Annotated in this window: 16 protein-coding genes; 9 read left to right on the forward strand and 7 right to left on the reverse strand. The window is 65.8% G+C overall.

Annotation, left to right across the window (positions count from 1 at the left end; genetic code table 11):
* Positions 1–38: 38 nt before the first annotated feature.
* The 6 genes from P73_RS17755 to P73_RS17780 all read left to right on the forward strand — a co-directional run bounded on the left by P73_RS17755 (position 39) and on the right by P73_RS17780 (position 6,581).
* A complete protein-coding gene (locus tag P73_RS17755; protein WP_043870604.1) occupies positions 39–941 on the forward strand; it encodes an ABC transporter permease in 903 nt (300 codons plus the stop codon).
* Positions 938–1,750, forward strand: coding sequence for an ABC transporter permease (locus P73_RS17760; RefSeq protein ID WP_043870605.1), 813 nt, complete (start codon positions 938–940; stop codon positions 1,748–1,750). The genes P73_RS17755 and P73_RS17760 overlap by 4 nt, the downstream gene beginning before the upstream one ends.
* Positions 1,747–3,093 carry a glutamine synthetase family protein gene (locus P73_RS17765; RefSeq protein ID WP_043870606.1) on the forward strand — a complete coding sequence of 449 codons (1,347 nt, stop codon included), beginning with the start codon at positions 1,747–1,749 and terminating at the stop codon, positions 3,091–3,093. Before P73_RS17760 ends, P73_RS17765 begins: the two co-directional genes overlap by 4 nt.
* A gap of 89 nt (positions 3,094–3,182) precedes the next feature.
* Positions 3,183–3,878: a type 1 glutamine amidotransferase gene (locus P73_RS17770; protein ID WP_043870607.1), complete on the forward strand. Its 696-nt coding sequence runs from the start codon at positions 3,183–3,185 to the stop codon at positions 3,876–3,878.
* Positions 3,878–5,230 (forward strand): glutamine synthetase family protein, encoded by a 1,353-nt coding sequence (locus P73_RS17775; RefSeq protein ID WP_139267117.1) that lies wholly within the window; start codon positions 3,878–3,880, stop codon positions 5,228–5,230. Before P73_RS17770 ends, P73_RS17775 begins: the two co-directional genes overlap by 1 nt.
* A gap of 148 nt (positions 5,231–5,378) precedes the next feature.
* A complete protein-coding gene (locus tag P73_RS17780; RefSeq protein WP_043870609.1) occupies positions 5,379–6,581 on the forward strand; it encodes a DegT/DnrJ/EryC1/StrS family aminotransferase in 1,203 nt (400 codons plus the stop codon).
* A gap of 22 nt (positions 6,582–6,603) precedes the next feature.
* Here the strand turns inward: P73_RS17780 and P73_RS17785 are convergent, their stop codons facing one another.
* The 4 genes from P73_RS17785 to P73_RS17800 form a co-directional block, all read right to left on the reverse strand.
* Positions 6,604–7,551, reverse strand: coding sequence for a LysR family transcriptional regulator (locus tag P73_RS17785; RefSeq protein ID WP_043870610.1), 948 nt, complete (start codon positions 7,549–7,551; stop codon positions 6,604–6,606).
* 135 nt (positions 7,552–7,686) lie between these two features.
* On the reverse strand, positions 7,687–8,223 hold the full coding sequence (gene phaR / locus P73_RS17790) for a polyhydroxyalkanoate synthesis repressor PhaR (RefSeq protein WP_043870611.1): 537 nt from the start codon (positions 8,221–8,223) through the stop codon (positions 7,687–7,689).
* Positions 8,224–8,433: 210 nt separating this feature from the next.
* Entirely contained in the window at positions 8,434–8,883 is a 450-nt protein-coding gene (locus tag P73_RS17795) for a phasin family protein (protein WP_043870612.1), read from the reverse strand.
* A 186-nt stretch (positions 8,884–9,069) separates the two neighbouring features.
* Positions 9,070–10,887 carry a PHA/PHB synthase family protein gene (locus P73_RS17800; RefSeq protein WP_043870613.1) on the reverse strand — a complete coding sequence of 606 codons (1,818 nt, stop codon included), beginning with the start codon at positions 10,885–10,887 and terminating at the stop codon, positions 9,070–9,072.
* A 158-nt stretch (positions 10,888–11,045) separates the two neighbouring features.
* Here P73_RS17800 and phaZ point away from each other — a divergent pair, with 158 nt between their 5' ends.
* Positions 11,046–12,371 carry a polyhydroxyalkanoate depolymerase gene (phaZ, locus tag P73_RS17805; RefSeq protein WP_052453391.1) on the forward strand — a complete coding sequence of 442 codons (1,326 nt, stop codon included), beginning with the start codon at positions 11,046–11,048 and terminating at the stop codon, positions 12,369–12,371.
* A gap of 12 nt (positions 12,372–12,383) precedes the next feature.
* Here phaZ and P73_RS17810 read toward each other — a convergent pair whose 3' ends face one another.
* The gene (locus P73_RS17810; RefSeq protein ID WP_043870614.1) at positions 12,384–13,097 is read right to left on the reverse strand and encodes an alpha/beta fold hydrolase; all 714 of its coding nucleotides are present in this window, start codon (positions 13,095–13,097) and stop codon (positions 12,384–12,386) included.
* 104 nt (positions 13,098–13,201) lie between these two features.
* Positions 13,202–13,945 (reverse strand): alpha/beta hydrolase, encoded by a 744-nt coding sequence (locus P73_RS17815; protein ID WP_043870615.1) that lies wholly within the window; start codon positions 13,943–13,945, stop codon positions 13,202–13,204.
* Between the two features lie 220 nt (positions 13,946–14,165).
* Here P73_RS17815 and thrS point away from each other — a divergent pair, with 220 nt between their 5' ends.
* Positions 14,166–16,112 carry a threonine--tRNA ligase gene (gene thrS, locus P73_RS17820; RefSeq protein ID WP_043870616.1) on the forward strand — a complete coding sequence of 649 codons (1,947 nt, stop codon included), beginning with the start codon at positions 14,166–14,168 and terminating at the stop codon, positions 16,110–16,112.
* Between the two features lie 60 nt (positions 16,113–16,172).
* On the opposite strand, the gene P73_RS17825 is transcribed toward thrS, so the two are convergent.
* On the reverse strand, positions 16,173–16,490 hold the full coding sequence (locus P73_RS17825; protein ID WP_043870617.1) for an ArsC/Spx/MgsR family protein: 318 nt from the start codon (positions 16,488–16,490) through the stop codon (positions 16,173–16,175).
* Between the two features lie 238 nt (positions 16,491–16,728).
* Between P73_RS17825 and P73_RS17830 the strand changes: the two genes are divergently transcribed.
* Positions 16,729–16,935, forward strand: a complete 207-nt coding sequence (locus P73_RS17830) for a cold-shock protein (protein WP_043870618.1) — start codon at positions 16,729–16,731, stop codon at positions 16,933–16,935.
* The last annotated feature ends 67 nt before the right edge of the window (positions 16,936–17,002 follow it).

Below are 17,002 nucleotides of genomic sequence, written 5' to 3' on the forward strand. Positions count from 1 at the left end.
CGCGGGATCGCCGCCCCGCCCTGTCCCGGAGGTGCCCCATCTTTTCCTATTGCGCCACACCGGAAACGCTCGAGGGACTGCGCTGGCTGTCGTGCTACCTGACGACCGGCAAGCATTTCGCGTTCTATGCCTCCTTCGGAACGGTGCTCCTGCTCCTGGCGGTGACCGCGCCGCTCTCGCTCGCCTTCGGCTTTGCCGCCGCGAGCGGAAGCCGCGCCCGTTTCGCGCCGCTGCGCTGGATCGCGAAATCCTACATGGCGATCGTGCGCGGCGTGCCCGACATCGCCTTCTTCCTGTTCTTCGTGATCGCGCTCGACCAGGGCATCGAATGGCTGCGCCATCAGGTGATCTGCCCGGACTGGGGCCGGCCGATCCGGCAGGGCGATGATTTCATCGTCTGCGCGGCGGCGAAGATGCCGCTCAACACCGCGCCGGAAAGCGTGCACCAGGTCTATGGCTTCGCGCTGGCGGTGCTGACCTTCGCCATCGTCTTCGGCGCCTTCGCGGGCAATGTGCTTGCCGGCGCGATGCGCTCCGTCCCCCATGGCCAGATCGAGACGGCGGAGGCCTACGGCATGACCCCGCGCCAGAGCTTCTGGCGCATCCTCGTGCCGCAGATGTGGATCTACGCCCTGCCCGGCCTGTCGAACCTCTGGATGGTGCTGATCAAGGCGACGCCGCTGCTGTTCCTGCTCGGCGTCGAAGATGTCGTCTACTGGGCGCGCGAACTCGGCGGGACGAAGACGGCGCGCTTCACCGACTATCCCCACGGCGACTGGCGGATCTGGTATTTCGCGGGGCTTCTGGTCTTCTACCTTGCCTTCACCCGACTCTCCGAGATCGTGCTCGCGCGCGTCACCCGCAGGCTGTCGCACGGTCAGGCCACGACGGGTGGCGAGGCGCAGAGGAAAGCCGCCGGCAGGGCGAGGATACAGGCATGAGCTGTCTCGACACCCTCTCCGACTATGCGCTGCGCTCGCTCGGCATCGGCGAGCGGCTGCTCCCGCGCAGCGGGATCAGCCTCTGCGAACAGGCGACCCTCATCGGCTCGGGCATGCTGTGGAACATCTATTTCGGCATGCTCGCGGTGATCTTCGGCTTCTTCGCCGCCAACGGCGTGGCGCTGGCGAAGAACGCGCCGCAGCGCGCGGTCCGCAAACCGGCGGAATGGTTCATCTTCCTGTTTCGCGGCTCGCCGCTCTTCATCCAGTTCTTTTTCGCCTATTTCCTCTTTCTCGCGCTGAAGCAGCGCTTTCCCGCCCTCGACGGGCTGACCGATGCCTGGATCGGCGCCGCGATCGTGCTCTGGCTCAACACCACCGCCTATTCCGCCGAGATCTTCCACGGCGCCCTTCAGGCGATCCCGAAGGGCGATGCCGAGGCCGCCGATGCCTACGGCTTCTCCGGCTGGCCGCGCTTCCGCCGGATCATCTGGCCGACCATGCTGCGGCTCGCCTGGCCGGCCTATACGAACGAGGCGATCTTCATCTTCCATTCGACGACGCTCGTCTTCGTCTCCGGCTTCCCGGCGGTCCAGCAGAGGGGCGACGCGCTCTACTACGCCTCCTATTTCGCCGACCGGACCTTCAACCCGTTTGTCCCCTATCCCATTCTCGCGGGCTATTTCGTGCTCGTCACGCTCTGCATCATCGGGCTGTTCGGCCTCGTGAACGGACGGCTCAACCGCCATCTGCCGCAGGCGCGACGGGCGGGAAAACGGCCCGTTTTCCTGACTCAGGTGTTCCGATGATCACGCAGACGAGCTGGCTCGCGAAAAACCCCGACATCAAGACCATCCGCGTCGCCGCGGCCGATCTCAACGGCCAGGCCCGCGGCAAGCGCATGTCCGCGCGCTATGCCGACAAGGTCGAACAGGAGGGCACGCGCTTTCCCCTCTCGGTCCTGAACCTCGACATCTGGGGCGAGGACATCGAGGACAGCCCCCTCGTCTTCGAGAGCGGCGACATGGACGGGGTGCTGCTGCCGACCGAACGCGGCTTCACGCCGATGCCCTGGCTCACCGGCGGGCCGACCGCGCTCCTGCCGATGTGGATGTTCCACGAGGACGGCCAGCCCTTCGGCGGCGATCCGCGCCAGGCGCTCGCGCGCGTGGTGGAACGCTACAAGGCGCGCGGGCTGACGCCGGTGGTGGCCACCGAGCTCGAATTCTACATGGTGGATGACAGTTCGCGGCAATTGCGGGTGCCGCGCTCGCCCAGGTCGGGCAAGCGACGGCCCGGTGCCGAAACCCTCGCGCTGCGCGCGCTCGACAGTTTCGACATCTTCTTCACCGAGCTCTACGAAGCCTGCGAGGCGATGGACATTCCCGCCGACACCGCGATCTCGGAGGCGGGCCTCGGCCAGTTCGAGATCAACCTCGTCTATTCCGCCGACGCGCTGAAGGCGGCCGATGACGCCTGGCTCTTCAAGCTGATGGTGAAGGGGCTCGCGCGCAAGCACGGCTTTGCCGCCTCCTTCATGGCGAAACCCTACGAGGACTATGCAGGCAACGGCATGCACACGCATTTCTCGCTGCTCGACGAGAGCGGCGTGAACGTGTTCGACGACGGCTCCACGGCGGGCACGGATGTGATGCGCCATGCCATCGCCGGCTGTCTCAGGGCGATCCCGGATTCGACGCTGATCTTCGCGCCCCACGGCAACAGCTTCGACCGGCTCGTGCCCGGCGCCCATGCCCCCACCCGGATCTGCTGGGGGTACGACAACCGCACGGCGGCGGTGCGCATTCCCGGCGGGTCGAGCAAGGCGCGGCGGATCGAGCACCGCGTCTCCGGCGGCGACGTGAATCCCTATCTCATGATCGCGGCGATCCTCGGCGCGGCGCTGATCGGCATGGAGGACGAGTTGAAGGCGCCGCCGCCGATCACCGGCAACGCCTATGCGCAGAACCTGCCGGAGATGCCGACCGACTGGGGCACCGCGATCGACACATTCGCCGCCTCCCCGCTCATGCGTCGCATCTTTCCCGAGGAGCTCGTGCGCAACCTCACGCTGACCAAGCGCCAGGAACTGCGCGATTCGGCGGAACTCTCGCCCGAGGAGCAGGTGGAACTCTATCTCGACACGGTCTGAGATCTCCCCCGCTCCGCGGCGCGCGAAGCGCCTTGCCGGAACAAGGCCGACGGGCTAGGTTCGCGCCATTCCGAAGGATTTGGTGACTTATGAAACTCGGCATTCTGCAATGCGGACACGCGCCCGACCCGGTGGCGGAAAAACACGGGGATTTCGACCGGATGTTCACCCGGCTCCTCGCCCCCTACGGCTATGACTTTGAGGTGTGGAACGTTGTCGACATGGAGTTTCCCGACGGGCCCGAGGCCGCCGATGCCTGGCTGCTGACCGGCTCGAAACACGGTGCCTATGAGGACCATCCCTTCATCCCGCCGCTCGAGGAGCTGATCCGTGCGATCCATGCCTCCGGCAGGCGGATGCTCGGCATCTGCTTCGGCCATCAGATCATCGCGCAGGCCCTGGGCGGCAAGGTCGAGAAATTCGCGGGCGGCTGGGCCATCGGCCGGCGCCATTATCGCATCGCAGGGCTCGGCGACATCCACCTGAACGCCTGGCACCAGGACCAGGTGGTCGCGCTCCCGGAGGGGGCCGAAGTCATGGGATCGAACGATTTCTGCGAAAATGCCGTGCTCGTCTATGACGACAGCATCCTCACGGTCCAGCCGCATCCAGAGCTGTCGCCCGAGATCATCGCCGGCTATCTCGCCGCCCGCGGGGAGGATCCGGCCTATCCGCGCGATCTCCTCGCCCATGCGAAGGCGGAGAACGTGAAGCCGACGGACGACGCGGCCTTCGCCGCGCTGATGGCGGCCTTCCTCGAAAAGGGACGGGAGGCCCTGTTGTGATGGAATTCCTCGACCATCTTCCCGAAGCCGCCCGCGAGTTCGTCGAGGGGCGCAAGCTCGACGAGGTGGAATGTATCGTGGCGGACCTGTCGGGCATCGCCCGCGGCAAGGCCATGCCCGCCGCGAAATTCGCCAAGCAGAGCCATTTCTACCTGCCGAACTCGATCTTCCTCCAGTCGATCAACGGCGACTGGGTGGATGATGCCGACGCGCCCTTCACCGAACCCGACATGGTGCTGAAACCCGATTTCACCACCGCCTCCGCCGCCCCCTGGACCGCGGATTGCACGCTCCAGGTGATCCACGACGTCTTTACCCAGGACGGGGAAATGATGCCCGTCGCGCCGCGCAACGTGCTCAAGCGCGTCGTGGAGCGCTACCGCAAGCAGGGCTGGGAGCCGATCGTGGCGCCGGAGATGGAATTCTTCCTCGTGGCCCAGAACACCGACCCCAACCAGCCGGTCGAACCGCCCATCGGCCGCACCGGCCGCCGCGCGGCGCAGCGCCAGGCCTATTCCATGTCCGCCGTGGACGAATACGGGCCGATCATCGACGACATCTACGATTTCGCCGAGGCGATGGGACTCGAGATCGACGGCATCCTCCAGGAAGGCGGCGCCGGCCAGATCGAGATGAACCTGCGCCACGGCGACCCGGTGAAGCTCGCCGACGAGATGTTCTATTTCAAGCGGCTGATCCGCGAGGCGGCCCTCAGGCATCAGTGCTATGCGACCTTCATGGCCAAGCCCATCCAGGACGAACCCGGCTCGGCGATGCACATCCATCACTCGGTGGTGGATCTCGCGACCGGGCAGAACATCTTTTCCAATCCCGACGGCAGCGAATCGGAAACGTTCCTGCATTTCATCGCCGGGCTCCAGAATCACCTCGCCTCCACGATTGCGATCCATGCACCCTATGTGAACAGCTATCGCCGCTACGTGCGGGACTTCGCCGCGCCGATCAACCTCGAATGGGGGCGCGACAACCGCACGACCGGCCTGCGCGTGCCGATCTCCGGGCCGGAGGCGCGGCGGATCGAGAACCGGCTGCCGGGGATGGACGTGAACCCCTACCTGTCGATCGCGGCCTCGCTCGCCTGCGGCTATCTCGGCCTCGTCGAAAAGGTCCTGCCGCGCGATCCCTATGTCGGCGATGCCTACGATTCCGCTGAAGGAATCCCCGACACGCTGGCCGCCGCGCTCGACCTGCTCGAGGACGCGACCCAGATCCGGGACATCCTCGGCCCGGATTTCTGCCGCGTCTATACCCAGGTGAAGCGAACGGAAAACGATGCCTATCTCCAGGTGATCAGCCCCTGGGAGCGCGAGCACCTGCTCCTGAACGTGTGACCTGCTCCGGCGCGCCCGCAACCGCGCCGATCTCGCGTCAACCATGACGATTTTGCGAAATTTCGCCTGTCGGACGATGCCGCTGTAGATTTCAGTTCTCTTGCCTTTTACAGTATTTCCGAAACCGGATTTCCAAAAAGGTGAAAACATGTCTCTCGGGCCCAACGTCTACGATGCCGAGCCGATCCCTGCCGAGGCGCGCGAGGAGATCGAGCGCCTGCTCCTGTCGGGCGATCTGTTCCGCTACACCGCGCCGAAGGACGCCCCCGTGACGCTGCTCGAGCGCGAGTTCGCGGAGATGATCGGCGCCAGATACGCGCTCGCCGTCGCCTCCTGCTCCGCCGCGCTGTTCCTGTCGCTGAAGGCGCTCGACCTGCCGCGCGGGGCGAAGGTGCTGATCCCCGCCTTCACCTTCGCCGCCGTGCCCTCCGCCGTGGTCCATGCCGACTGCACGCCCGTGCTCGTGGAATGCAGGGACGATTACCGGATCGACCTCGACGACTTCCGGGCGAAGATGGCCGGGGCCGACGCGGTGCTGATCTCCCATATGCGCGGCCATACCTCCGACATGGATGCGATCACCGCCGCCTGCGCGGCAAAGGGCATTCCGCTGGTCGAGGATGCGGCACACAGCCTCGGCACCGTCTGGGACGGGCGCAACATCGGGACGATCGGCACGATCGGCTGTTTCTCCTTCCAGTCCTACAAGCTGCTGAACGCGGGGGAGGGCGGTATCCTGATCACCGACGACCCCGATCTCATCGCCCGTGCGGTGATCATGTCCGGGGCCTATGAACACAACTGGGGCAAGCACAACCCGCAGCGAGACGAGGCCCTCGCCGCGGCGTTCGCGACATGGCAGAACAGGCTGCCGCTCTACAACACGCGCCTGTCGAACATGTCCGCCGCGCTCGTGCGCCCGCAGCTCAAGGACGTCGCGCGCCGGGTCGCGGACGGGCGCCGCAACCACGACCACACCGCCGCCCGGCTCGAGGCCTCTCCCTTCCTCACCGTGCCCGCGAAGCTCGACAAGGAGGTGCGCGCGCCGGATTCGCTGCAATTCAACCTCGTGGATTTCTCCCGCGGGGAGGCCCTCGCCTTCCAGGATGCCGCGAAGGCCCGCGGCGTGTCGGTGCAGGTCTTCGGCCTCTCCACGGACAATGCCCGCGCCTTCTGGAACTGGCAGTTCCTGGGCGGGATCCCGGATCTGCCGAAGACCCGTGACATGCTGTCGAAAGCCTGCGACACCCGCCTTCCCGCCCGGCTGACGCTGGAGGACTGCGATGTCATCGCAGAGGCGCTTCTGGGCGCGGCCGAGGACGTGAAGGGCGTGAAGGCGGCCGCCGAGTGACAACAGCCGGCGGGTCCGCGGCTCAGAGGATGGACAGCTCCCCCCTGAGCCAGGGATTTGCCGAGACCAGCGGATCGACCACCTGCTCGACGAGGAGCGGGCGCAGGCGGGACGCGATCTCGCTCGCCATCTCCGGCACGCCGTCCCGCCGCACCGTCAGGGAGATCCTGCGCGACAGCGGCGCGACGTGGAGCGGCATCACCTCGATCTCCTCGGCATAGCGCCCGACATTCAGCACCCCCAGAGAGGACAGGATGGTCCAGCCGCTTCCGCCCGCCACCATGGCGAGCATGGCGCGGTAGCTGTCGAGTTCGAAGCGGTGGGCGAGCCGGACCCCCTCCCCCGACAGGTGGTCCGCGAGCATCCGCCCCATCGCGTGACGGCGGGTATACTGGATGAGCGGCAGCGTGGAGACCGCCTCCGGCCGCCCCTTCGGAACGATGGCGACGAAGGGATCGCGGAGCAGCGGCAGGCTGTCATACCAGTCCTCCCCCGCGCCGAGCTCCGCAGCCACGATCACGTCCAGAACCCGGTGTTCGAGGCGGTCGAGCAGCCGGTGCGACGGCCCGGTCTCGAGCACGAAGCGCGTGTCCGTGAGCGTCCCGGCCATCTGGGTGATCAGCAGGGGCGTCACGCTCGCCTCGAAATCCTCGACCATGCCGAGGCGCAACTGGCCGAGATGGGCGAGATCGAGACCGGCGATCTCCGACCGTGCCCGCGCCGCCTCGAGCAGGATGTTCTGCGCGCGCTTGCGCAGGACACGCCCCGCGGGCGTAAGCGTCATCGGGCGCTCGCGCCGGTTGACGAGCTCGGTGCCGAGCGCCGCCTCGAGGTTCGAAATCTGCTGCGACACGGCGGAGGGCGAGGCGGCAAGCCGCTTGGCGGCGGCGGAAACCGCCCCCTCCTCCGCCACAGCCAGAAACACCTCCACGCCCCAGAGGGACAGCCGCCCGACCTTGTTGTCGCTCATCTCATCCCCCGGAACGTCCGATCGCGGCCAAGCTAGTTTCCGGCGGGAGCCCTGTCACCCCGCTTTGGCGCGAGGGCATGAAAAACCCCGCCGGAGGGCGGGGCTTGCTGCCGGTCAGGGCGGCCGGGGCCGGTCTCACTGCATCTTCGAGAGCTTCTCCTGAAGCTCCGCGAGCTGCTTCTTGATCTCTCCGAGATCCTCCCGCGTCTCGCTTTCCGCCTCCGTCTCCGGCCCGGTCCAGCCCGGAGCCCTGCCACCGGTCATCGCCTTCAGCCAGGCCTCCTGCTGCGCCTGAAGCGCCTCGAAGCCGGGAAAGGGGCTGCCGAATTTCTGCATCATCTGCTCCTGCCCCTGGCGCAGCATCTCGAAGCTCTGGGCGAGGAATTGCGGCACGACGGACTGGATGTCGGTCGTATAGCTGCGCACGAGATCGGTCAGCACGTTGAGCGGCAACACGCTCTCCCCGCGGCCCTCATGTTCCGCGATGATCTGGAGGAGGTACTGCCGCGTCAGGTCGTCGCCGGACTTCAGGTCGACGATCTGCACGTCGCGCCCGCTGCGGATGAATCCCGCGATATCCTCGAGCGTCACGTAATCGGAGGTTTCGGTATTGTAGAGCCTGCGCGAGGCATAACGCTTGATGAGTAGCGGATCTTTTTTCTCTGCGACCATGTCCGTTCAGCCCAAGGCTCCTCCCCTCCCTCAGTGGCAATACGCAAAGCCTAAGCGAGCCGATTCTCAAAAGCAAAACAAATTGCGACCGCGGCGTTACCGCAATCATGCAAGGGCGTCACGACGGAAACGGACCCCGAAACGGGGCCCGTTCGCGATCCGCGGCGTCCTGGGAGGAGTGTGAAAACCGCGGCTTGTCCCGGCGCGCGCTTACTTCGCGGCTTCGGCGGTCTTCTTGGCGGCCTTGGTCATTTCGCCCGTGGCCTTCTTCGCGGCGGCGGTCATGTCCTCGCCCATGTCCTTGCCGGCGGCGAGCATCAGCTCGATGGTTTCCATCTGGACCTTCTTGGCGACCTCGGCAAAGGCGGCCATGTTCTCCGCGGCGAGTTCGGCCTGCGCGGAGGCGAATTCGGTCATCGCCTTGGTGTAATCCGCGGGCTCTTCCTTCACGGCGGTCACGTCGGAGACGCGGGCGAGCGACGCCTTGGTCCATTTGGACGAGATCTCCGCAGATTTGTCGGCCGCTTCGATCGCAACTTTCGACAGCTTTTCACCGAGGGACGCCTGGGTCTTGAAGCTTTCCTGCATCGCGGACAAGTCGATCGGGAAAGTACCCATCATGTCTTTCATCATCTTGGTGAAGTCGTCGGTATTGGCCATGTCTGTTCTCCTTTCGCGCCGTCCCCGGCGCGTCGTCATGGCGGCCCGTCCGAGGTATCCGCCGGTTCCAGATCGCGCAGCGGCGCCTTTCGCCGTGCCGCGTCTGACATGAACTATGGATGCTGCGGCGCAGAAAATCAACCCGTTTACGCTGCACCGCAGCGAATCGCCTAAAATCTAGCCAATTCAGGAACTTGATTGTGACGTAACGTAACGTCCGGGTGCCGCCCCCAGGATCTCCGCCCCCGAATCACCCGGCTGCCGGGCCGGGATCTTCTTGCCCGACCGTTTCGCGAGCCAGCCCTGCCAGCGCGGCCACCACGAGCCCTCGTGGAAGGTCGCGGTCTCCTTCCACGCCTCGGGCGCAAGCGACAGGTCGTCATTGGTGTAATGGCCGTACTTCTTCTTCGACGGCGGGTTGATGATCCCGGCGATATGGCCCGACTCGGAGAGGATGAAGGTCTTCGACCGCGCGCCCATCTGGCGGATCCCGTTGTAGGACGACATCCACGCGGCGATATGGTCGCTTTCGCAGCCGACCGCGCACAGCGGCACGTCCACCTCCGACAGGTGCACCTTCGTGCCGCAGAGCGGGAACCCCGTCGTGGCGAATTCGTCGCGCTGGCACAGTCCGCGCAGGTATCCCACCGCCATCCGCCCCGGCAGGTTGGTGGCATCGGCATTCCAGTAGAGCAGGTCGAAGGCCGGCGGCGCCTCCCCCATCAGATAGCTGCGGATCGCCGGCTGATAGATCAGGTCGTTCGCGCGCAGGTAGGAAAAGGTCCGGCTCATGAACAGCGACTTCATCAGCCCGGTGCGCGTCGCCTCCGCCTCGATCCCGTCGACGAAATCGTCATCGAGGAACACCCCCACCTCGCCCTGGTCGGAAAAATCCGTGAGCGCGGTGAAGAAGGTCGCGGACCTGACCGACCTGTCGCCGCGCTGCTTCATCAGCGCCAGCGTGAGCGCGAGCGTCGTCCCGGCGATGCAATAGCCGACGACGTTGATCTTCTCCTCGCGGGTAAGCGCCTTCACCTGCGCGATCGCCGTCAGGAAGCCCTCCTCGACATAGTCGTCCATGCCGACCTCGGCATAGGCCTCGTTCGGATTGACCCAGGAGACGACGAAGACGGTATGCCCCTGCTCCACCAGCCATTTGATGAGCGAATTCTGCGGCCGCAGGTCGAGGATATAGAACTTGTTGATCCACGGCGGCAGGATGAGCAGCGGCGTCCTGTAGGTCGTTTCCGTCGCGGGCGCATACTGGATCAGCTCGAACATGCGGTTGCGGAAGACGACGGAGCCCTCGGTCGCGCCGATGTTGCGCCCGACCTCGAAGGCCTCCTTGTCCACGAGGCTGACCACCATCTCGCCCTGGTGCTCCTCGAGGTCGCGCACGAGATTCTCGAGCCCGCGCACGAGGCTCTCCCCCTCCGTGTCGATCGCGTGCTGGAGCGCGTCGGGATTGGTCGCGAGGAAATTCGTCGGCGACATCATGTCGATCACCTGCCGGGCGAAGTAATCCACCCGCCGGCGGTCCCGCGCCTCCAGCCCCTCGAGATCGCCGACCGCGGTCCCGATCGCCTCCGCGTTCATCAGGTATTGCTGCTTGAGGAAGTTGAAGAAGGGGTTGGACTCCCACAGGGGATTGGCGAAACGGCGATCCTTCGGCGTCTCGTCGGGCGGCGGGGTGAGATCTCCGGTCGCGAGCCGGTGCTGGGCATCGACGTAATGCTTGAGCGTCTTGCCCCAGTGCCCCACCTGATGCTCCACGATCCGGGCGGGATTGTTCATCATTTCCGACAGATAGGCGGCCGCCGCCTTCACGAACAATTCCTGCCCCGGCCCCTGCAACGAGGCCGGGATCGGCTTGCGCTGCGCGAGCGCGACGCCGAGCCGCTGCGACAGCGCCTCGATCTTCGCGATATTGGCGTTGAGCTTGTCGAGATCCGGCGCGCCGACCTCGGTGCCCGCGCCGGGCGTCCTGCCTTTATCCAGTCCCATGCCGCCTCCCTTCGACATTTTGCACTTGCAGCATGAAGCCAAGCTGTAAGATTATGGTCCACGATACACATAACAGAGCGCCCATGGGAAGGTTTCCTTGCCCCCCGCGGATGATGCGGCTCCGACGTTCTGTTCCAACCTTTTCGGAAGGAAGCATCATGCGTCTCATGGCGACCTATGACTTCATGGAAACGATGCGCAACACGAACCAGTGGCTCGGCGCGACGGCGCAGGCGGTCGGCTCCTATCCGGGCGTGGCGATGATGCCGAACCCCGCCTTCCAGTGGCTCCGCGCCTGGGGAGAGGTCACCGAACGCGCCTTCGAACGCATGGTGGTCAAACCCGACTGGGGCATCGGGTCGGTCGTGGGCGAGGACGGGCGCGACCACCTCGTCGATATCGTGACCGAGGTCGAGCGGCCGTTCGGCAACCTCATCCACTTCAAGGTCCAGAGCCGCAAGCAGATGAAGCGCCGCGTGCTCGTGGTCTCGCCGATGTCCGGCCATTACGCGACGCTCGCGCGTTCGACGGTGATCTCGCTGCTGCCGGATTGCGACGTCTACGTGACCGACTGGCACAACGCACGCGACATTCCCCTCTCCGACGGCAAGTTCGACATCGAGGATTACACGCTCTACCTCGTGGATTTCATGAAACACCTCGGCCCGAACACCCATGTGATCGCGATCTGCCAGCCCGCCCCCCTTGCGCTTGCCGCCACCGCCTATCTCGCGGAGGAGGATCCGAAGGCGCAGCCGCGTTCGCTCACGCTCATCGGCGGCCCGATCGACCCGGACGCGACCCCGACCGAAGTCACCGATTTCGGCAACCGCGTCACCATGGGCCAGCTCGAACATTCGATGATCCAGCGCGTCGGCTACAAATACAAGGGCGTCGGGCGGAAGGTCTACCCCGGCCTGCTGCAACTCTCCTCCTTCATCGCGATGAACATCGACCGGCACGCCACCGCCTTTGCCGACCAGATCCACCGCGCGGCGAAGGGCGAAAGCTCCGACCACGACCGCCACAACAAGTTCTACGACGAATACCTCGCGGTGATGGACATGACCGCGGAATTCTACCTTTCCACGGTCGAACGGATCTTCAAGGGGCTCGAGATCGCGAAGAACGAGTTCACCGTCGCCGGCAAGAAGGTGGATATCGGCAAGATCACCGATGTCGCGGTGAAGACCGTCGAGGGCGAGGATGACGACATCTCCGCGCCCGGCCAGTGCGTCGCCGCCCTCGCGCTCTGCACGGGACTGCCCGACAGCAAGAAGGCGCATCACCTCGAACCCGGCGCGGGCCATTACGGCATCTTCGCGGGCAAGAGCTGGCGCACGAATATCCGGCCCCTCGTGCTCGACTTCATCGACCAGAATTCCGGGCCCCGAGTCGTCGGCGGCAAGGACAGCCGCGGCTCCCGCAACGCGGGCGAAGGCGACAACGACGCGCCCTTCAAGGGCGGGGCGGTGCCGGTCTGAACCGGACCCCGCTCAGCGCAGCACAAAAGGCGCGTCGGCGGCAAGCCAGTCGGCCAGCGCGCGCGACACGCTCCGCGGCGCCTCGAGCATCGGCAGGTGGCCGGCCTTCTCGATCAGGCGGAATTCGGCGCGCGGCATGAGCTGGGCGATGAAATCCTGACGGCGCGGCGGGCTGATCGTATCCGCCGCCCCGCCAATCACCAGCGCCGGAAGGCGCGCCCGGCGCAGCACGTTCTGGTGGTCCGGGCGGCGCTGAAGGATGCGCGACTGCGTGAGATAGGTCTCCACCCCCGCCTCCAGCGCCATGTCGATCCAGTGATCACGGATCGCCCTGCGATGCGGGCTGTCGTGGAGCGTCGTCGTCGGCAGTTCCTCGAGCAGCGCCTCCCCGAACCGTCCCGTGCGCGCCTTGACCATGCGCGGCTCGCGCGCGGCGGCGACATTGGGCGGCTCCGGCTGGGCGGAGCCGCAGATCAGCGCGATCCGGCTCACCCGCCCCGGCGCCCGACGCAGGATCTCCGTCGCGACCGAGGCGCCGAGATCGTGGCCGGCCAGCGCAAATCGTTCCGGCGCCTGCGCCAGAACGTGATCGGCCATCTCCGCGAGGCTCTCCCCCAGAAGCGGCGCGACCGTGACCGCCGTCTTCCGGCTCAGGTCGGCGACCTGGTCGAGATAGACGCGCCCGTCGGCGAGAAAACCGGGCAGAAGGACAAGGCAGTCGGTCATGACAGGGGCAGAAGATCCGGCGAAGGTGACTTGCCCAAGAATGACGACGACAGGCGCGACGTCAAGCACTCACCCCCTGCGCCGCGGCTTCCTGCCGGGACGGCTCAGATCCGCGCCAGCACGTCGAAGATCGCCGCCTCGATCGTCTTGAGGCAATCGGGGGTCGAAAAGGAATGGTCGGCCCCCTTCACCAGCGTCAGCCGGATGTCGCCCCCTTTCGCATGGCCGAACAGCCGCAGCGCGGTCTCGACGGAAACGGAGCTGTCCTCGGTCCCCTGGAGGAAGCGGACGGGAAAGGGCAAGGCGAGCGGGTCGCGCAGCACGAGGTGGTCGCGCCCGTCCTCGATCAGCCGCCGCGTGACCGGATAGGGGGAGGCATAGTCCGACGGCACGAAGATCCGCCCCTCGCGCATCAACTTCGCCCGTTCGAGATCCGAAAACCCCGCCCAGAACCCGTCTTCTGTGAAATCCGGCGCGGCGGCGACGGTCACGAGGCCCGCGACCCGCGCAGGCAGCCGCCGGCACATCAGGAGCGAGATCCAGCCGCCCATCGAGGAGCCGACGAGCACCTGAGGCCCCTCGGTCAGCCGCTCGATCGCCTCCCGCGCGTCCTCGGCCCAGTCGCCGATGCACCCGTCCTCGAACGCCTCCGAGCTCTGGCCATGGCCGGAATAGTCGAAGCGCAGGAAGGGACGCCCCTGAAGCGCCGCCCATTGTTCGAGCGCCACCGCCTTCGTCCCCGTCATGTCCGACATCAACCCGCCGAGGAACACGACGCCCGTCCCCTCGCCCTCCAGACGGTGATAGGCAATGCGGCGGCCGGCGGCGGTGTCGAGATGGTCGGTCATGTCAGGCTCCCTTTCCCCCATGGCTACCCCTCCGCGCGCGCGGATGCAATCGGCCCGGCGCGCCGCGCGCGGAAGACGCGGACGCAGAGCCGGTGGAACGGCGGACCCTCGCGTTTTTCCTTTCACATTGACTTCTTGCGCGCGGACGAGCAGACAGTGCGGGAAACCGTACCCGCAACCGGGCGTTCCGTGGGCGCCGAACCGACGAGGAGGACCTCAGATGTCCCAGATCTCCCTCACCTTTCCCGATGGCAATGCGCGCAGCTTCGACAAGGGCGTGACGCCGGCCGAAGTGGCCGAGAGCATTTCCAGATCGCTGTCGAAAAAGGCGATCTCCGCCACCGTCGACGGGCAGCACTGGGATCTCCAGTGGCCGATCGAGGCGGATGCCGCCATCTCGATCCACACCATGTCCGACGATGCGCCCGCGCTCGAACTCATCCGCCACGATTTCGCGCATGTCATGGCCCGCGCGGTGCAGGAGATCTGGCCGGACGTCAAGGTCACCATCGGGCCGGTCCGCGATTACGGCTGGTTCTACGACTTCGACCGCGCCGAGCCCTTCACCCCCGAAGACCTCGGCAGGATCGAGGCGAAGATGAAGGAGATCATCAACGCCCGCGATCCCGTCCGCACCGAGATCTGGGGCCGCGACGAGGCGCGCGACTTTTACGAGGCGCGCGGCGAGAATTTCAAGGTGGAACTCGTCGACCGGATCCCCGAGGGCCAGCCGATCCGCATGTATTGGCATGGCGACTGGCAGGATCTCTGCCGCGGTCCGCACCTGCAAAATACCGGCCAGCTTCCCGCCGACGCCTTCAGGCTCACCCATGTCGCGGGGGCCTACTGGCTCGGCGACAGCACGCGCCCGATGCTGCAACGCATCTATGGCGTCGCCTTCCGCAACCGCAACGATCTCAAGGCGCATATGACGATGCTCGAGGAGGCCGCGAAGCGCGACCACCGCAAGCTCGGGCGCGAGATGGACCTGTTCCACATGCAGGAGGAGGCGCCGGGCCAGATCTTCTGGCATCCGAACGGATGGAAGATCTACACCACGCTCCAGGACTACATGCGCCGCCAGCAGGAGCGCGACGGCTATGTGGAGGTGAACACGCCGCAGGTGGTGAACCGCCGGCTCTGGGAAGCCTCCGGCCATTGGGAGAACTACCAGGAAAACATGTTCATCGTCGAAGTGGACGAGGACCATGCGCGCGAGAAGACCGTGAACGCGCTCAAGCCGATGAACTGTCCCTGCCATGTCCAGGTCTTCAACCAGGGCCTCAAGTCCTATCGCGACCTGCCGCTCAGGATGGCGGAATTCGGCTCCTGCAACCGCTACGAGCCCTCGGGCGCGCTGCACGGGATCATGCGCGTGCGCGGCTTCACGCAGGACGATGCCCATATCTTCTGCGAGGAGAAGGACATCGAGCGGGAGACGAAGAAATTCATCGAATTCCTCGCGAGGATCTATGCCGATCTCGGCTTCACCGACTGGTCGATCAAGCTCTCCACCCGGCCGGAGAAGCGCATCGGGACCGAGGAAAGCTGGGACCATGCCGAGGAATCGCTCGGCAATGCCTGCAAGGCCGCCGGATACGATTTCGAGATCCAGGAGGGCGAAGGCGCCTTCTACGGGCCAAAGCTCGAATTCGTGCTCACCGACGCGATCGGGCGCGAATGGCAATGCGGCACGCTTCAGGTGGACCCGAACCTGCCCGAACGGCTCGACGCCAACTATATCGGTCAGGACGGGGCGAAACACCGCCCGATCATGCTGCACCGCGCCGTGCTCGGCTCCTTCGAACGGTTCATCGGCATCCTGATCGAGAACTCGGCGGGGCATCTGCCCTTCTGGCTCGCCCCCCGGCAGGTGGTCGTGGCCTCCATCGTCTCCGAGGCGGACGATTACGTGCACGAGGTCGTCGCGGCGCTGAAAGCCGCCGGGGTCCGCGCCGAGGCCGACACGCGCAACGAGAAGATCAACTACAAGGTCCGCGAGCATTCGCTGGCCAAGGTGCCGGTGATCCTCGCCATCGGCGCGCGCGAGGTCGAGGATCGCACCGTCACCGTGCGGCGCCTGGGCCAGAAACAGACCTCGGTCGCCGCCCTCGCGGAGATCGTGGACGAGCTGAAGGCCGCGGCCTGCCCGCCTGACATGGCCTGACGCCCGCGGAGGGAGGAAGGCCCCGCATCCGGGGGTCTTCCTCGTCGCGGCCGGGGGCGCTCAGCCGCCGAGCAGCGCCTCCTGCACATCCTTGCCCCAGCCGAGATACAGCGCCCCGTCCCGCTCGATCACCGGACGTTTCATCAGCGCCGGATAATCCGCGATGAGATCGAGCGGCGGACGGCCGCGCTCGGCCTCCGCGAGTCCCCGCCATGTGGTCGACCGCGTGTTCAGCAGCGCCGCGCCGAACGCCGCCTCGAACCGCTCGAGATCGTCCCGCGACAATTGCATTTCGCGAATATCCGTCACCCCCACGCCCAGCGCCTTGCCGGCCTTGCGGCAGGTGTCGCAGGTTTTCAGCCCGTAAATCGTTGTCATTTCAGTCTCCTCGATGGCAGATCGGTGGGTTTTTGCCCAAAAAATGTGGCGCATCTTGCGTGTTGCGAACTTGTCGCTTGCCTTTATTCGGACTTGCGTCAAACTGAATTATGTGACTGCTGACTTTCTGGAACGTCCGCTCCTTTTCATAAGGGGCAGCTGGAAGACTTGGAAGACCCGGCTGCACCGGCGCGTCACATGTCGTGGCGGCTGAAATGACTTAGGAGACTGAAGGACTATGCCCACTGGCACCGTCAAATGGTTCAACACCACCAAAGGTTACGGCTTCATTGCGCCCGACGAGGGTGGCAAGGACGTGTTCGTCCATATTTCCGCCGTGGAACGTGCCGGCATGACCGGCCTGGCCGACAATATGAAGATCGCCTATGAGCTGCGCGAGGGCCGTGACGGGCGCGCCTCCGCCTCCGAACTGCGCGCGCTCTGACCGGTTTCCCCTTCGCAATCCGGCGGCTCCGGACCCGGTTCCGGAGCTGCTATTCCCGGACGTGCCG

Source organism: Celeribacter indicus, from assembly GCF_000819565.1.
Classification (GTDB): domain Bacteria; phylum Pseudomonadota; class Alphaproteobacteria; order Rhodobacterales; family Rhodobacteraceae; genus Celeribacter; species Celeribacter indicus.